The following is a 15,421-nucleotide window of genomic DNA, read 5'->3' as shown; positions in this document are numbered from 1 at the left end:
GGGGCGCGCGAGCCGCAGAGGGCCTACGCATGAGCTCCCGCCGCGTCGTCGCGATCGCGGGGAGCCTGTCGATCCCCTCCCGGACCCGGCTCGTGACAGCCGACGTCGCGTCCCGCATCGCGGCCCGGTCGGGAGGCGTCGTGACCCTCGTCGACGTCGCCGAGCTCGCCTCCGAACTCGGCCAGACCTTCTCGCGTCCCGCGGCCGGGCGCGCCGTCGAGGCCGCGTTGAGGGCGATCGAGCAGGCGGACCTGATCGTCGCTGGATCGCCAATCTACAAAGGCTCTTACAGCGGTTTCTTCAAGCATCTTATTGACCTCGTGGACTATCGCGCGCTGGCCGGCGTTCCGGTCGCGCTGCTCGCCACCGGCGGCAGCGACCGGCATGCGCTCGCGGTCGAGCACCAGATGCGCCCGCTGTTCGGCTCGTTCGACGCCCACACGTTGCCGACCGCCGTCTTCGTCGTCGACCGAGACGTCGGCGCCGACGGGCAGGTCGCCGACGACCGCGTAGCCGCCCGCATAGAAACCCTCGTCCGCGAAGCCGCCGGCGCGATCCTGCGCCCCGCCGCCGCGGCGTGATCGAGAGACCAGACCAATGCGAATCCCCGCCTTTCTCCGCCCCTCGCGGGTGCTGGCAGCGACGCTGCTTGTCGCGGCCGTAGGTCTGGCCGGAGCGGCCGACGCCGCCGACCGGACCATCCGCATCGGCTACCAGAAATACGGAACGCTCATCCTGCTGAAGGGGAAAGGCGCTCTGGAGGAGCGCCTGAAGCCGCTCGGCGTCGTGGTCAAGTGGGCCGAGTTTCCCGCCGGCCCCCAGCTGCTCGAGGCCCTCAACGCGGGCGCGATCGACTTCGGAACGACGGGCGAGGCGCCGCCGATCTTCGCGCAGGCGGCGTCTTCGAAGCTCGCCTATGTCGGCCATGAGCCGCCGGCGCCGCGCGGCGAGGCGATCGTCGTGCCGAAGAACAGCCCGATCCGCTCCGTCGCCGAGCTCAAGGGCAAGACGATCGCCTTCAACAAGGGCTCGAACGTCCACTATCTCCTGGTGAAGGCCCTCGAGAAGGCCGGCGTCGCCTATTCGGACGTCAAGACCTCTTTCCTGCCGCCCGCCGACGCCCGCGCCGCCTTCGAACGCGGCTCGGTGGACGCCTGGGTGATCTGGGATCCCTTCCTCGCCGCCTCCGAGGCGACCGCCGGCGCGCGGGTGCTCGCCGACGGCGAAGGGCTCGTGGCGAACCACCAGTTCTTCCTCGCCGACCGGACCTATGCCGAAGCGAACAAAGAGATCCTGAAGGCGCTGTTCGAAGAGCTCGTGAAGGTCGAGGACTGGGTCGCCAAGGATTCCAACGCGGCCGCGGCGGAGCTCGCGCCGGCGGTCGGCATCCCGGCGCCGATCCTGAAGCTCGCGCTTCAGAGGCAGGCCTTCGGCGTCCGCTCGCTCGGCCCCGAAGTCGTCGAGGCTCAGCAGCGCATCGCGGACGTCTTCCTCGAACTGAAGCTGCTGCCGAAGCCGATCAAGATTTCCGACGCGGTGGTGGAGGTCTCCCGATGACCTCGACCCCGAACGCGCCGGATACCGCCAACGTCCTGTGGTTCCTGCCGACGCATGGCGACGGCCGCTATCTCGGCACGACCAAAGGCGGCCGCCCGGTCGATCTCGGCTATCTCGCGCAGGTCGCCCAGGCGGCCGACCGGCTCGGCTATTACGGCGTGCTGCTGCCGACCGGCCGGTCCTGCGAGGACAGCTGGGTCGTGGCCTCGGCGCTCGCGCCGCTGACCGAGCGGCTGCGCTTCCTCGTGGCGGTCCGTCCCGGCCTTCAATCGCCGACGGTCGCGGCGCGCATGACCGCCACGCTCGACCGAATCTCGAACGGCCGGCTGCTGATCAACGTGGTGACGGGCGGCGACCCGGCCGAGAACGCCGGCGACGGCATCTTCCTGAGCCACGACCAGCGCTACGAGGTGACGCGCGAGTTCCTCGACGTCTACAAGTCGCTGCTTGCCGGCGAGACGGTGAGATATTCGGGCGAGCATATCCGCATAGAGGACGGCCGCCTGCTGTTCCCGCCGACCGAGCCCAACGGGCCGGCGCTCTATTTCGGCGGCTCGTCGCCGGCGGCGAGCGAGGTCGCGGCCAAGACCATCGACAAATATCTCACCTGGGGCGAACCGCCGGCGCAGGTCGCCGAGAAGCTCGGCGGGGTGCGCGCGCTCGCGGCGCGGGAGGGACGCGAGGTCACGTTCGGCATCAGGCTCCACGTCATCGTCCGCGAGACCGCGGCCGAGGCCTGGGCGGCGGCCGACGGCCTGATCAGCCATCTCGACGACGAGACCATCGCGGCCGCCCAGAAGGTCTACGCCCGCATGGACTCGGTCGGCCAGCAGCGCATGGCGGCGCTCCACGGCGGACGGCGCGACAAGCTCGAGGTGAGCCCGAATCTCTGGGCGGGCGTCGGTCTGGTGCGCGGCGGCGCCGGGACGGCTCTGGTCGGAGACCCGGAGACCGTCGCCGAGCGCATGAAGGAATATATGCGCGCAGGCGTCGACACCTTCATCCTGTCGGGCTATCCGCATCTCGAGGAAGCCTACCGCTTCGCCGAGCTGGTGTTCCCGCTGCTGCCGCTGTCGACCCAGAGCCAGGCCGCGGTGACGAGCGTCAACATGGGCCCGTTCGGCGAGACCATCGCAAACGACTCCCGTCCCGCGCTGAGGATCTCCCAGTCGTGAGCGCCACGCACGGCCCCTCCTCTTCCGAAGCCGGCCGTCCGACGGTCGCGATCATCGGCGGCGGCTTTTCGGGAGCCGTGCTCGCGCATCAGCTGGTGCGCCGCGCGCCGGGCCAGTTCCGCATCGTGATCGTCGAGCCGAGGCGCAATCTCGGCGGCGGGGTCGCGTATTCGACCGCCGATCCCGCCCACAGGATCAACGTTCCGTCGTCGAGGATGAGCTTCATCCCGTCCGACCCCTGCCACTTCGACCGCTGGCTCAAGGCCGACGGCGCGCTCAAGGACGACCCGGACGCGCTGCTTCCGGACGGTCGCGCATTCCCGCGACGCGCGACCTTCGGCCGGTACTCGGCGGAGACCATCGAGCCCTATCTGCTCACCGGCGAGATCGAGCACCGATGTCGGCGCGCCGAGACCGTCCGCCGGAGCGAGACCGGCTACGAGGTCGAGCTGTCGGACGGCGAGCGGATCGCCGCCGACCATGTCGCGCTCGCCGCCACCCATCCCTCGCCCTCGCCGCCGCCCGCGCTCGAGGGCCTCGCCGGCGACACCCGGATGATCGTGGACACGCAGGACAGCGCGGCGCTCGGCCGGGTGGCGCCCGACGCCCGCGTGCTGATCGTCGGCTGCGGCCTCACCATGGCCGACATCGTCGCGTCGCTCGCCGCGCGCGGCCATCGGGGGAAGATCACCGCCGTCTCGCGCCGCGTGCGCCGCACGGTGCGAGCCGCGGAGCAGCAGGGCCGCCCCTGGCAGCACGTGCTGGACGCCGCCCGCTTCCAGGGCGCCGTGATCTGGGCCGAGCTCCCCGAGGCCGAGCGCCGCAAGGTCGTGCGGCGGCTGCGGGCGTTCTGGGACGTCCACCGCTTCCGCGTCGCGCCCCAGGTGGAGCGCGAGATCGAGCGGCTGCGGGCCGATGGCGCCCTGACGGTCCTCAAGGGCGAGCCCGTACATGCCGCCGCGCGCGCCGATGCGCTTGAGGTCGAGATCCGGCTTCGCGGCGGCCAGCGCGTCGTGGCGGCTTATGACGCGGTGACGCTCGCCACCGGTCCCGCCCATCGCAAGTTGCCGGAGACCAGCCCTCTCATCGGCCAGCTCGTCCGGGACGGCTTGGTGAGCACGGACCGGATCGGCCTCGGCCTTGCGACCGACGAGACCAGCGTCGCGCTCGGTCAGGACGGACGCCCTTCGGAATCCTTCTGGATCGCCGGCCCGCTGGCGCGCGCGGCCTTTGGAGAGCTCATGGGACTGCCGGAGGTCGCGCGGCACGCCGAGCTGGTCGCGGCCCACATTATTCGGGCCGAGGAGGTCAGGGCGCGCCGGAGCCGTCTCCTGGTCGCTTGATAGACCGGGTCAGGCGACCAACGCGCCGCCGCGTCCGCCTCGGGACGCAGCGTTCGATCCAGCCAGCAGGCCGGCGAAGTCCTCGGCCGGCATCGGCTTCCCGAAAAGATAGCCCTGCCCTTCGGCGCAGCCCAGGGCGAGCAGGCGCTTCATCTGCAGCTCAGTCTCGACGCCTTCGGCGATCACCCCAAGGCCGAAGCGCTCTCCGAGCGCGAGGATGAGGTCGACGATGGCGGACCTCCCCTCGCCCTCTTCGGCCAGGTCGCGCACGAAGCTTCGGTCGACCTTGAGCCGCGTGATGGGATAGCGCTTCAGCAGGCCGAGCGAGGCGTATCCGGTCCCGTAATCGTCGAACGCGATGCCGACGCCGAGATCGCGAAGCCGCCCGACGCGCCGGATCGACGCGTCGTCCGATCCAGTCATCACAGTCTCTGTGATCTCGAGTTCGAGCTCCTCGGGAGGAAGGCCCGTGGCCTCGAGCGTCTCGGCGACGCGCCGCGGCTGGTCGGGCCGCACGAATTGCCGCTCGAAAAGGTTCACGCCGATGCGGAACGGCCGGCCCGTCGCCGTGCGCCAGGCGGCCGCCTGGCGACAGGCCTCCTGCAGAACGAAATCGCCCACCCGCTCGGCGAGCGTGCCATCCTTCAGGGCGTGCAGGAACGCCCCGGGCAACAGCACGCCGCTCTTCGGATGCCGCCATCGCAGCAGCGCCTCGCCGCCGACGACCGCATGGTCGGCGAGCCGGACTTGAGGCTGATAGTACACCTCGAACTCGCCAGCGACCCAGGCGCGCTTGAGCTCGGTCTCGAGATCCCGGCGCACGCGGAACGCTTCGCGCTGGCGGGAATCGAAGAGCTGGCTCCGGTCGCCGCCTTCCTGCTTCGCTCGGCGCAATGCGAAGTCCGCATTTGCCAACAGCCGTCCGGGCGAGGAGCCATGGATCGGCGCCATCGCGACGCCGATCGACGCCGACGCGACGACATCGAGTTGCGTCGCGACCTCCTGCACCGACCGCCGCACCGCTTCCGCGAAGTCCATCGCCTCCATGACGCTGGCGCCTGCGAGCGCGAGGCCGAATTGATTCGCGCCCATGCGCGACGCCGTCGACACGCCGTCCGATCTGGTCCCGATCAGCCGCTTCAGCTCCCGGGCGACGCGGCACAGCAGATCGTCGCCCACCGGATAGCCATAGGCGTCGTTGATCTCGGCGAAATTGTCGAGGTCGACGATCAGCGCGGTGATCCCGCCGTCCGCGTCGGCAAGCGCGATCGCCTTCTGGAGACGGTCGAGGAAGAGGTTGCGGTTCGGCAGAAGGGTGAGCTGGTCGAAATGCGCGAGCCCGTGAAGGCGCTCCTCGGCGCGGCGACGGTCCGAGAGGTCCCGGATCACGGCGCCGAACGACCGGGTCTCGCCGCTCCCCCAGTCGCAGATCCGCATCTCGATCGGGACGAGGGCGCCGTCCGCGCGCCGGGCCTGGAGTTCGACGGGGTTGCCGATCAGACGCGCCGGCGCGCCCTCGACGATGCGACGCATGCCCGCAGCGTGTTCGCCGCGCATGGCCTCGGGAATAATGATGTCGAGCGATCTTCCGACCGCGTCCTCCGCAGCATATCCAAAGAGTTCGGCGGCCGCGGCGTTCCAGAGCGTGATGCGTCCGCCGGCGTCGGCCGCGACGATGGCTTCCCCCGACGCCTCGATCAGAGACAACGCAGAGTGAGCGTCAAGCGACGCCGAAAACGCACCCTTGCCCCTGGAAGCGTCGAAATCCGTCATCGTCCAATCCGTACCCTGATACGTCATGCTACGGAATGATGTGTTACCGCTCCGTTCTGCCGTTGTTCGCCGCCTCATTCTAGATAGGGAGCCTCCCCCGTGGCGGCCAACCGTCACGCAAGAGTGACGCGCCTCGCATCGCCGCGAGTTGCCGGACGGGGTCCGGCTGACCTAATTGCCCTCGACGCTGGAGACCCATGAGATGACAGCGATGTCGCGCAGGACCATCCTCGCCGGCGCGGGCGCAGCCGCCGCCGGGCCGGTGGCGCTCGGAGGCGCGAAGGCTGCGGCCCCGGCCGCTGGCCGGCAATCTCCCGGCGTCTATCGGTACAAGGTCGGCTCCTACGAAGTGACCGCGCTGACCGACGGGGTCGCGCGCCGGCCGCTCGACGCCAGCTTCGTGCGCAACGCCGCGCTCGACGAGGTCCGCGAGGCGCTCTCGGACGCCTTCATCGACGGCCCGACGATTCCCATCACCTTCACGACGCTGGTGGTCAACACCGGCTCGCGGCTGGTCCTGATCGACGCCGGCACCGGCGGGCGGATGGCGCCGACGGCTGGCCAGCTCTACGAGAACATGGCCGCCGCGGGCATCGACCCCAAGGCGATCGACACCGTTCTGGTTTCTCATTTCCACCCCGACCACATCGGCGGCATCCGCCTCAAGGAGGGCGGATTGGCGTTCCCGAACGCCGAGGTGGCGGTGCCCGAGGCCGAATGGGCGTTCTGGATGGACGACGGGCAGATGAGCCGCGCTCCGGACGGCCTCAAGAACGCCTTCAAGACCGTCCGCACGGTGTTCGGGCCGCTGGCCAAGGAGGTGCGCCGCTTCAAGGGCGAGGCCGAGACCGCGCCCGGCGTCGTCGCGATTCCTGCGCCGGGACACACGCCGGGACACACGGCGTTCCGCGTCGCCTCCGACAAGGACCAGCTCATCGTCTGGTCCGACACCACCAATCATCCGGCCCTGTTCGTCCGCAATCCCGGCTGGCACGCGGTGTTCGACATGGACGCTGAGGCCGCCGAGACCACGCGGCGGCGTATGCTGGACATGGTGGCGAACGACCGTCTGCGCGTCGCCGGCTATCATTTCCCCTTCCCCGCCGTCGGCCACATCGCGCAGCGCGGCGCGCGCGAATACGCCTTCGTCCCGGAGATGTGGAACCCCGCCCTCTGACAAGACCGGTCGCGGCATGGACGCGGACGGCCCGGCCCGTGTAAAGGAGCCCCGCCGCCTCGCGCGGCGTCCGGAACCGACGTCCCGAGGGGCCACGCGTCGCGCCGATGACCGATCCCAAGCGGTTTGAACGGATCGCCTTCCTGGCGAGCCAGGCCGAGGACGCGCGGGCCGCGCAGGAAAGCCTCACGGCCAAATATGGACAGGCTCCGCTCGAGGAGGCGGACGTCGTGGTCGCGCTCGGGGGCGACGGCATGATGCTTCAGACGCTGCATGAAGGCATGGGCCAACGGGTCCCGATCTACGGCATGAACCGCGGCTCGGTCGGCTTCCTCATGAACGAGTACTCGGAGGACGACCTGCCTGAGCGCCTCGCCGCCGCGGAACGGACCGTCATCCATCCGCTCACGATGCGCGCGCGAGACCGCAACGGGCGGATACATGTCGCGAAGGCGATCAACGAGGTGGCGCTCTGGCGCCAGAGCTACCAGGCCGCGAAATTCCGGATCGAGGTCGACGGCAAGCCGCGGCTCGCCGAACTCGTCTGCGACGGCGTGCTGGTCGCGACCCCCGCCGGCTCGACGGCCTACAACCTCTCGGCCCACGGTCCCCTGCTTCCGCTCGCGAGCCCGCTGCTCGCCATGACGCCGATCTCGCCCTTCCGCCCGCGGCGCTGGCGCGGCGCTCTGTTGCCCGACCGAGCGGCGGTCGCGATCGACGTCCTGGAGGACGAGAAACGCCCGGTGGCGGCCGTGGCCGACAACACCGAGTTCCGGGACGTGAAGCGCGTCGAGATCGCGCTCGACCGGAAGACCGATCTCGTGATGCTGCACGACCCCGGCCACGGCCTCGACGAGCGCATCCTCGCCGAGCAGTTCGGCTGGTAGGCCGAATACGCGCCGTTAACGACGATCGGCGATCATCTTCCGCGCAACCTGCGCCTTGCGTCCGAGATGATCCGCGTCGATTTCTCCAAGCTGCGTATCCTGATCGTCGACGACAACGCGCATATGCGCCGCATCGTCCGGACGTTGCTGCACGGCTTTGGCGCGCGCGAGGTGCACGAAGCGGAAGACGGCGCCTCGGGCCTCGAGGTGTTCACCTCTCATCTCCCCGATATTCTGATCGTCGACTGGGCGATGCCGATCTTCGACGGAATCGAGCTCGTCTCCATGATCCGGCGGCCCGACAGCGTCGTGAACCCTTACGTGCCGATCATCATGCTGACGGGCCACTCCGAGAAAAGCCGCGTCATGCGCGCGCGCGACGCGGGGGTCACGGAATTTCTCTGCAAGCCGATCTCGGCCAAGGCGCTGCATCAGCGCGTGCTGAACTGCGTCCTGAACCCGCGGCCCTTCGTGAAGACGAAAGACTATTTCGGACCCGACCGGCGCCGCAGCCAGTCCGCGAGCTACACCGGGCCGGAACGGCGGACCAACGACGACGCGATCGTGGTCGATCCCTCGGCGGAGCGGCTGCGCGAATCCGTGCGCTACTGAGGAGCACTGAAATGCGCGAGCCTCCCGTCGGGCAGGTTCCTACGGCCGATCCCGGTTTCGACGTCCCGGCCGACGTTTACGCCGACCATGTCGTGCTGCGGCCGCCGAACAGGCTCAAGGCCCGCGCCGTCCGCCACGTCGACCCGAAGGACTCCAGCGAGGTCGATCCCGTGCGGCGCGCGGAACACGCGCTCGACCTGCTCTCGCACGAGTTCGATCTCTGGATGAACGCCGAGATCGACGCCCTCGAGGCCGCCCGCCTCGCGACGGCGAAACGCCGCGACGCGGGCTCGCTGGCGGATCTCTACCGGGCGGCGCACGACCTGCGCGGCCAGGCCGCGACCTTCGGATTTCCCCTCGCCGGAGAGATCGCCGACGGGCTTTGCGACCTGATGGACGCGCTGGGCGACCGGCCGCCGCCCCAACCGCTGGTCGACCACCATGTCGAGGCGATCCGGGCGATCGTGCGCGAGGGCGCCCGCGACCGCGACCATCCGCTGGGCGCGGCGCTGGCCGCCGGCCTCGCCGAGATGCGGGACGCGATCGCGCCGCGGATCGACGGGCAGTGAGGAACGGCTCGCGTCAGGCGGCCTCGGCCACCGCCGTGTCCGGGCTCGCATAGGCGCGGCGGGCTTCCTCCCGCGCGGCCTCGGCGGCGAAGCGGCGGAGCAGCGCGCGCATCGAAGCCAGGTCTTCCGTCGAGGCCCCTTCGCAGGCGGTCAGCGCGCGCTCCACGATCCGGCGCGAGAGCATGCGCTCGCCGGCCGAAGAGCCCGCGAAGCCGAACTCGCGTTCGGCAGCGAGCGCGGCACGGAAGACCGGAAGCGCCGATTTCGGAAGGCCGGCCTCGGCGAACACGGCGGCGAAGCCGCGGCCTTCAAAATCCCGCACGAAGCCCGCGACCCGGCGCGGCGACTGGCCCGATAGCGCCGACAGCGCCGCCTCGAACAGCACGAGGTCGCGGCTGAGCAGCGCCCTCAAGGCGAGGCTTGGCGAGAACTGTCCGTGCGCGGCGAGGTGCAGCACGAAGGCGCGGGCGTCCGACGCGCCGGCCGCGATCGCGATCGCGCCGCGCTCGCAAGCCTCATCGGCCGCCTTGCGCGCCCGATCGGCGCGCAACCAGCCGCAATCCGCCACGAAGGACGAGAGGGCGTCAGCGACGGAGCGCATAAAAATCGCGCGGAGCTCCGGGCCAAGATCGGCGCGGGCGATCAGCGCGTCGCGCACCGCGCCGTCGCCGCCATGGCGGGTCGCGATACGGGCCGCGCCGGAGCGCGTGAGGCGGGCGCCCGGATTGGTCGCGAGCGCCGCGCAGGCTCCCGCGGTCCCGACCTCAGCGATCGCGGCCGCAAGCGGCGCCGAGACCGTCGGGCGGCCCGCGACCGCGATCTGGACCCGCTCGCCGCCCAGGGCGACGAGGTCGACGAGTTCGGCGTCGGCGAGCAGCGGAGACCGTCGCAGGATCGGCTCCGCGACGTCAGGAGCGTCCTGGGCGAGCGACAGCACGATGGCCGGCGAAGCCTCGGGCGAGGCCGCGAAGGCTTCCGCGATCGCACAGCGCACCGAGATCGCGGCGTCGTCGAGGATGCAGGTCAGGACGGCCTCGACCTCGGCGCGCAGGTGAGGTTCAAGATCGCCGTGGAGATAGGAGCGCGCCAGCGCCCCGACGGCTTCGGCCCGCATATGGGGCGGCGCGACGGCCGCCCATTCGAGGAAGCGTTCGACGATCAAGGCCGCGCCCCCCGCCTGACGACGGCCGCAGGCGTGGCGGCCTTCAGGTCGATCTTGAGAAACGACGCCAGGTCGAGCGGCGCGCGGGGCTCGGGTTTCATCGCCGCGGGGGACGCGACTGGTGGTTGAGCTTGCGCGGCGACCGCGGCGGGCTTCGCCGAGTTGGGCGCCTGCGGGCCGGGCTGCGCGACCGCGACCGCGACGCGGCGCTTCGCGGTCGCGGGCTTGCGCGCCGCGGCCTCCAGAGCCGCGGCGGCGGGCGACGCGGCGGGGGACGCGGCGGGAGCATAAGCGGCCGCGACCGTGGCGGGTTTCGCCTTCGAGACGATGTCGGCTGCAAGGCCTGCCGCGCCGAACGCCGACCAGGCCTGCTGGACATAGGCCGAAACCGGCGAGCGCCGTCCCGTCTTGAACATCGAGTGGAACGCCGCCCGGTCGTCCTCGACGCCGCCATTGTAGGGCGCGGGCTCGGGATCGACGGCCGCCGTCCTGGACGTCGCGACCGCAGTGGCGCGGATGGACGGCGCCGAGACGTCCGCCGGGCTCGCCGTCAGTTTGGCGTAGACCTCGAGCGCGGAGCGGGCGCGGCCCTTGTCGAAGAAGATCGCGCGGTTCGAGGCCGCCTGCGCCGGAAAGGCGTCAGCCGCCGAGGCCTGGGGCGAGGCGGCGGCGAGGCTCGTCAGCTGGACGGCGCCCTGCGCGCCCAGGAAATGCGCGGCGTAGAGCTCGCCTTCGCTCGGCGGGCGGCCGATGGCGGCCGTGAAGGCGGCGGCGTTGCGGCGGGTGAAGGCGCCGGCGAGCATCGCGGCAGCCTGCGGATCGTCGCGCAGCGCGAGCAGCTCCGCGCGGCGCGCCGGATCGGAGACGGCGTAGCGGCCCGAGGCGGTCTTCGAGACGTCCGCGGCTGCGTCCGCGAGGCCGAGCTTCGGCCCCTCCTCTTTCAGAACCTCGAGCCAGGTCTGGTCGATGAACTGGAACAGGCCGCGGGCCGAGGAGGTCGGGGCCTGCGCCGCGGCGTTCAGGGAAGACTCGCGTCGGGCGGTGCGAAGCAGGTAATCGAAGCCCGCGCCGGTCGCCTCGGCCGCGCTCCTGAGGGCGGCGGTGACGCGCCCTGCGGCCTCCGAAGGAGAGAGCAGCTGCATTCCTTGAAGCGCCCGCCGACCCCGCGCCCCCGAGGGAGGCGCTCCACTGTGACGGCAGGAGTCGCCGTCGATGGGCGGAAACGATGCGCGGCTATGGTAAACCGATCGTTAATGACCGGCTCGGACCGGTTAAGACAGTGGTGAATCCGCTGCAATCTTTGCTGCTTGTCGCCGCCGGCGATGACGATGGGCTGGACGCCGGGCTCGCGGCCGGCGCCGACTCGCTCGTAATCGATCCGCGTGGTCCCGGATCGGACCGCGATCGCCGCCGGGCGGCTGCTGACGCGCTCGCCCGGATCGGCGGCGCGATCCCGACCTTCGTCCGCGTCGGCCTCCTCGATTCGGACGCCGCGGAGGCCGACCTCTCGGCTCTCGCGCCGCTCGCCCCGACGGGCGTCCTGCTGCCGCGCACGGAGGAAAGCGCCGACCTCGAGCATCTCGGCGCCTTGCTCGCGGTCGCAGAGGCGAAGGCCGGCCTCGAGGACGGCGCGACCCGGATCATCGCGCTCGTCGAGACCGGCGCGGCCCTATTCGGCCTGATCGGCTTCGCCCGCGCGAGCCGCCGGCTCGCCGCGATCGCCTGGGACGGCGAGGCGCTCGCCCACGATCTCGGCGGCGAGGCCCCGCGCGAGCCGGACGGACGCTGGACCGACCCCTGCCAGACCGCCCGCACGCTCGTGCTCGCGGCGGCGGCGGACGCTAGGCTGCCTGCGATCGACTCGCCCTTCTCGGGCGCCAGCGTAGAGGCGTTCCGCCGCGAGGCCGAGACCGCAAGGCGTGACGGCTTTGCGGGCAAACTCGCGCTCGACGCCCGGCAGGCGGCGATCGTCGCGCAGGTGTTCAGTCGGCGCCGAGGCTCAGGCGCTGGCTGGCCGGCCGGCGCATCGTGAAGGTCTCGAACACCGCCGCGTAGTCCATGTAGCCGCAGCGCGCCAGCGCCTGGGCCTTCGCGGTGTCGAACAGGCCGTCGACCAGGAACGCCTCGTCGATATGGACGCCCACCACCTCGCCGAACACGACGAAGCGGTCGGTCGCCGCGCCCTGTCGGTCGGAGAGCTCGATGACCTGCGTGGTCCTGCATTCGAGCGCCGCCGGGCTCTTGGCCACCCGCGGCGGACGGACGGTCCGCGACGGCGCGGTCTCAAGGCCGGCATGGACGAACTCGTTCTCGCCGGGGCCCAGCGGCGCGGAGGTCGCGTTCATCTCGTCCTTGAGATCGAAGGTCGCGAAGTTGCAGACGAACTCGCCCGTCGCGCGCGCGTTCATGGCGGAGTGCTTCGCGCCTTCGGACGAGAACATCACCATCGGCGGCGAGCCGCAGACGCCGTTGAAGAAGCTGTAGGGGGCGAGGTTCGGCCGCCCTTCGGCGTCGAGCGTCGAGATCCAGCCGATCGGCCGCGGCGCGACGATCGCCTTGAACGGGTCGTGCGGCAGGCCGTGGCCGAGGACGGGCTCGTAGAACATCTCAGGCGCTCCACCGCGTCACGATCTCGGCGAGGTTGGGGCGCGGCCGGTCGGGCCAGCGCTCGGTCGGCGCGCCGATATGGATGAAGCCCGCGACCTGCTCCTCGGCCTTGAGGCCTAGAATCGCGCGGGCGCGTGGCTCGTAGGCAGCCCAGCCGGTCAGCCACTGCGCGCCGTAGCCGAGCGCGTTCGCGGCGAGCGACAGGTTCATGCAGACCGCGCCTGCTGACAGCACCTGCTCCCATTCCGGGATCTTCACATGGGGGCCGGCCCGGCTCACCACGGCGACGACCAGCGCCGACTGCGAGAAGCAGCGGGCTTGTCCCTCGAGGCGCTGGTCCGAGACCTCGGGCTCCATGTCCTTGAGCAGCGCCGCGAGCCGTCGGCCGAGCTCGGCGCGCGCCTCGCCCTCGATCACGACGAAGCGCCAGGGCGCGAGCTTGCCGTGGTCGGGCACGCGCGCCGCGACGGTCAGCATGCGGTCGAGCTCGTCGGCGCTCGGGCCGGGCTCGGCGAGCGCGTTCGCCGGCACCGAGCGGCGTGAAGAGAGGAGGTCCAGTGCGTCGGTCATGACGGCTCCGATGCGGTCTCAGGATGTCTCGGCGCGCGATGTAGCACGTCGCAGGCCGATCGCGACCGGGGGCGCCGCGCGCCGGCGCAAGGGCTGACATGCGCCGGGCTTGCCTTGGGACCCGTCAGGTGGCATCGCTCGACGATGGGTCGCCCTTCGTCGTCCGCCTGCGCCGTCGCGGTTCTGACGGCGGTCGCCCTGCTGGCGGGGTCGGCCGGGCAGGCGTTCGCGCAGAGCGGTCCGAGCGGCGGGCCGCTGGCCCCGGGCGGAATGGCGGGCGCGGCCGCCCGATCCGGCCCCGGCGCCCGTCTGGAGCGCGGCTTCGGCGGGACCATTTCGGGCCGCATGAACCTGATCGGTCCGGCGGGGATCGGACTGCAGCCTCCCGTTCCGCTTACCACGCCGGCGCCCCTCGCCGCGCCTGTCCTCGCGCCGGAGCGGATCGAGAAGCTCGATCCCAAGGTTCTCGAGCAGCTGAAACTCCCGAACCTGAACAGCCGGCCGCCGGCGCGCGCGGAGACGCCCAGGGAGGCGGCGCTGCCGCCGCATTCGATCGCGCCGGTCGTCAAGCAGCCGCTCCAGCTCTCGGCCGTTTTCGAGGAGCGCGGGGCGGCGATCCGCAGCGGCGTCCGCTGGAGGCTGTTCACGGAGCAGGCCGACGCCAATGGCGAGCACATGCTGGTGGCGGAATCGATCGACGCTTCGCCGCGCTTCGAGCTCGACCCGGGCGGGTACATCGTGCATGCGGTCTATGGCCTGACGAGCGCCGCCAAGGTCATCACCGTCAAGGCCGCGCAGCCCAACGCCCAGACCATCGTGATCCCTGCGGGCGCGGTCCGGCTGGCGGCCTTCGTGGCGGGCGAAAAGGCCCCGGACGACGCCGTGACGTTCAAGCTCAGCCGCGACGAGGGCGGCGTGCAGCGCGTCGTGGCCGAGAACGTGCATGCCGGTTCGCTGCTCAGGCTTCCGGCCGGCGCCTATCACGTGACCTCGCGCTACGGCGACGCCAACGCCTCGGTCGAAGCCGACCTTCAGGTCGCGCCCGGCAAGCTCGTCGAGGCGCAGGTCCATCACAAGGCGGCGCGGGTCGCGCTGAAGCTCGTTGATCAGCCGGGAGGCGCGGAGCTGCGCGACACGTCCTGGACGATCCTGACGCCGGGCGGCGACGTCATCCGCGACTCGATCGGCGCGCTCGCAGGCGTCGTGCTGGCGGAAGGCGACTATGTCGCGATCGCGCGCCGCGACGGCCGGCTCTACCAGCAGAGTTTTTCGGTGAAGGCCGGCGCGGAAGCGAACGTCGAAGTCAGCGCGAACTGACGAGCCGACGCGTCCGCCTTGTGAGCATCCCTTCAGCCCGCGGCGGACCCGCCTCCTCCACCATGGCTATCGCCATGGTTCCCCTCCTCCGCTGACGCGGAGGAGGATCCGATGCGGCGCCGTCGCTGCTCCTCCCCTGCGCAGCGGGGGAGGGGGGCCGCGAAGCGGTGGAGGGGGCGAGCGACCGGCGGCGGAGACAACGGATTCCGTCCGCGATCATTCGAAGGAAACTACCCCAGCGCCTTCATGGTGTCGCGGATGCCGTCGATCGCGCGCTCGGCGGCCTCCTCGCCCAGCCGGATGGCCTCGGCCGCGCGGTGGAACTCGAACAGGCCGAGATCGGCGAGCCGCGGGCCGATGGTGATGTCCGGCGGGTCGCCGGCGAGGCGCGACCGCGATATCCGGTCGAGCATGATGCCGAACGCGTCGACCATCACGGTCGGAATGCCGGGCGTGGACGGCGGTCCGCCTGCCGCGGCGGCCGCGGGCGGAGCGTCGCTCCTGCGGCCGCGCATCATGCTCAGCCAGGTGAGCTCCTCAGCGGCCGCCTGGTCGCGCTCGGCGGTCGGGATCGACTGGATGACGGTGCCGCGGCCGTAGACGTCGCTCTGCAGGTTGACCGCGACCACGAGCCGGCCGCCAAGCGCCCGGGCGGCCGAGACCGGCACGGGG

At 71.3% G+C, this 15,421-nt stretch carries 16 protein-coding genes; 10 read left to right on the top strand and 6 right to left on the bottom strand.

Features of this window, described 5'->3' with window-relative positions; genetic code table 11:
- Window positions 1-29: 29 nt before the first annotated feature.
- The 4 genes from EK403_RS14535 to EK403_RS14520 are packed head-to-tail and all read left to right on the top strand — an operon-like array spanning window position 30 to window position 4,075.
- Entirely contained in the window at window positions 30-581 is a 552-nt protein-coding gene (locus EK403_RS14535; protein WP_128778201.1) for an NAD(P)H-dependent oxidoreductase, read from the top strand.
- Between the two features lie 16 nt (window positions 582-597).
- Window positions 598-1,557, top strand: a complete 960-nt coding sequence (locus EK403_RS14530) for a sulfonate ABC transporter substrate-binding protein (RefSeq protein WP_128778200.1) — start codon at window positions 598-600, stop codon at window positions 1,555-1,557.
- Window positions 1,554-2,732: an FMNH2-dependent alkanesulfonate monooxygenase gene (ssuD, locus tag EK403_RS14525; protein WP_128778199.1), complete on the top strand. Its 1,179-nt coding sequence runs from the start codon at window positions 1,554-1,556 to the stop codon at window positions 2,730-2,732. Before EK403_RS14530 ends, ssuD begins: the two co-directional genes overlap by 4 nt.
- Entirely contained in the window at window positions 2,729-4,075 is a 1,347-nt protein-coding gene (locus EK403_RS14520; protein WP_128778198.1) for an FAD/NAD(P)-binding protein, read from the top strand. Before ssuD ends, EK403_RS14520 begins: the two co-directional genes overlap by 4 nt.
- A gap of 9 nt (window positions 4,076-4,084) precedes the next feature.
- Here the strand turns inward: EK403_RS14520 and EK403_RS14515 are convergent, their stop codons facing one another.
- Complete coding sequence (locus tag EK403_RS14515) at window positions 4,085-5,848, bottom strand: putative bifunctional diguanylate cyclase/phosphodiesterase (protein WP_164919613.1); 1,764 nt, start codon at window positions 5,846-5,848, stop codon at window positions 4,085-4,087.
- A 202-nt stretch (window positions 5,849-6,050) separates the two neighbouring features.
- Here EK403_RS14515 and EK403_RS14510 point away from each other — a divergent pair, with 202 nt between their 5' ends.
- The 4 genes from EK403_RS14510 to EK403_RS14495 all read left to right on the top strand — a co-directional run bounded on the left by EK403_RS14510 (window position 6,051) and on the right by EK403_RS14495 (window position 9,093).
- Complete coding sequence (locus tag EK403_RS14510; RefSeq protein WP_128778196.1) at window positions 6,051-7,025, top strand: MBL fold metallo-hydrolase; 975 nt, start codon at window positions 6,051-6,053, stop codon at window positions 7,023-7,025.
- A gap of 107 nt (window positions 7,026-7,132) precedes the next feature.
- Window positions 7,133-7,912: an NAD kinase gene (locus tag EK403_RS14505; protein ID WP_128778195.1), complete on the top strand. Its 780-nt coding sequence runs from the start codon at window positions 7,133-7,135 to the stop codon at window positions 7,910-7,912.
- Window positions 7,913-7,978: 66 nt separating this feature from the next.
- Window positions 7,979-8,524 carry a response regulator gene (locus tag EK403_RS14500; RefSeq protein WP_128778194.1) on the top strand — a complete coding sequence of 182 codons (546 nt, stop codon included), beginning with the start codon at window positions 7,979-7,981 and terminating at the stop codon, window positions 8,522-8,524.
- Between the two features lie 11 nt (window positions 8,525-8,535).
- Window positions 8,536-9,093, top strand: a complete 558-nt coding sequence (locus tag EK403_RS14495) for an Hpt domain-containing protein (RefSeq protein ID WP_128778193.1) — start codon at window positions 8,536-8,538, stop codon at window positions 9,091-9,093.
- Window positions 9,094-9,106: 13 nt separating this feature from the next.
- Here the strand turns inward: EK403_RS14495 and EK403_RS14490 are convergent, their stop codons facing one another.
- Together EK403_RS14490 and EK403_RS14485 are read right to left on the bottom strand one after the other, a co-directional pair.
- Window positions 9,107-10,255, bottom strand: coding sequence for a DUF2336 domain-containing protein (locus EK403_RS14490; RefSeq protein ID WP_128778192.1), 1,149 nt, complete (start codon window positions 10,253-10,255; stop codon window positions 9,107-9,109).
- Entirely contained in the window at window positions 10,252-11,397 is a 1,146-nt protein-coding gene (locus EK403_RS14485; RefSeq protein ID WP_206659552.1) for a lytic transglycosylase domain-containing protein, read from the bottom strand. The genes EK403_RS14490 and EK403_RS14485 overlap by 4 nt, the downstream gene beginning before the upstream one ends.
- 137 nt (window positions 11,398-11,534) lie before the next feature.
- On the opposite strand from EK403_RS14485, the gene EK403_RS14480 reads away from it, so the two are divergent.
- Window positions 11,535-12,287 carry an aldolase/citrate lyase family protein gene (locus EK403_RS14480; protein ID WP_164919612.1) on the top strand — a complete coding sequence of 251 codons (753 nt, stop codon included), beginning with the start codon at window positions 11,535-11,537 and terminating at the stop codon, window positions 12,285-12,287.
- On the opposite strand, the gene EK403_RS14475 is transcribed toward EK403_RS14480, so the two are convergent.
- Entirely contained in the window at window positions 12,238-12,861 is a 624-nt protein-coding gene (locus EK403_RS14475; RefSeq protein ID WP_128778190.1) for a flavin reductase family protein, read from the bottom strand. The genes EK403_RS14480 and EK403_RS14475 overlap by 50 nt on opposite strands.
- Before the next feature lies 1 nt (window position 12,862).
- The gene (locus EK403_RS14470; protein WP_128778189.1) at window positions 12,863-13,432 is read right to left on the bottom strand and encodes a nitroreductase family protein; all 570 of its coding nucleotides are present in this window, start codon (window positions 13,430-13,432) and stop codon (window positions 12,863-12,865) included.
- Window positions 13,433-13,576: 144 nt separating this feature from the next.
- On the opposite strand from EK403_RS14470, the gene EK403_RS14465 reads away from it, so the two are divergent.
- A complete protein-coding gene (locus EK403_RS14465) occupies window positions 13,577-14,749 on the top strand; it encodes a hypothetical protein (RefSeq protein ID WP_128778188.1) in 1,173 nt (390 codons plus the stop codon).
- A gap of 230 nt (window positions 14,750-14,979) precedes the next feature.
- On the opposite strand, the gene EK403_RS23285 is transcribed toward EK403_RS14465, so the two are convergent.
- Window positions 14,980-15,421, bottom strand: a 442-nt coding sequence (locus tag EK403_RS23285; protein ID WP_487327327.1) for a patatin-like phospholipase domain-containing protein, incomplete at its 5' end; no start/stop codon positions are given.

Source organism: Hansschlegelia zhihuaiae (genome assembly GCF_004103825.1).
Taxonomy (GTDB): domain Bacteria; phylum Pseudomonadota; class Alphaproteobacteria; order Rhizobiales; family Methylopilaceae; genus Methylopila; species Methylopila zhihuaiae.
The sequence above is the reverse complement of the archived record's forward strand: the minus strand, read 5'-3'. Positions and strand labels throughout refer to the sequence as shown.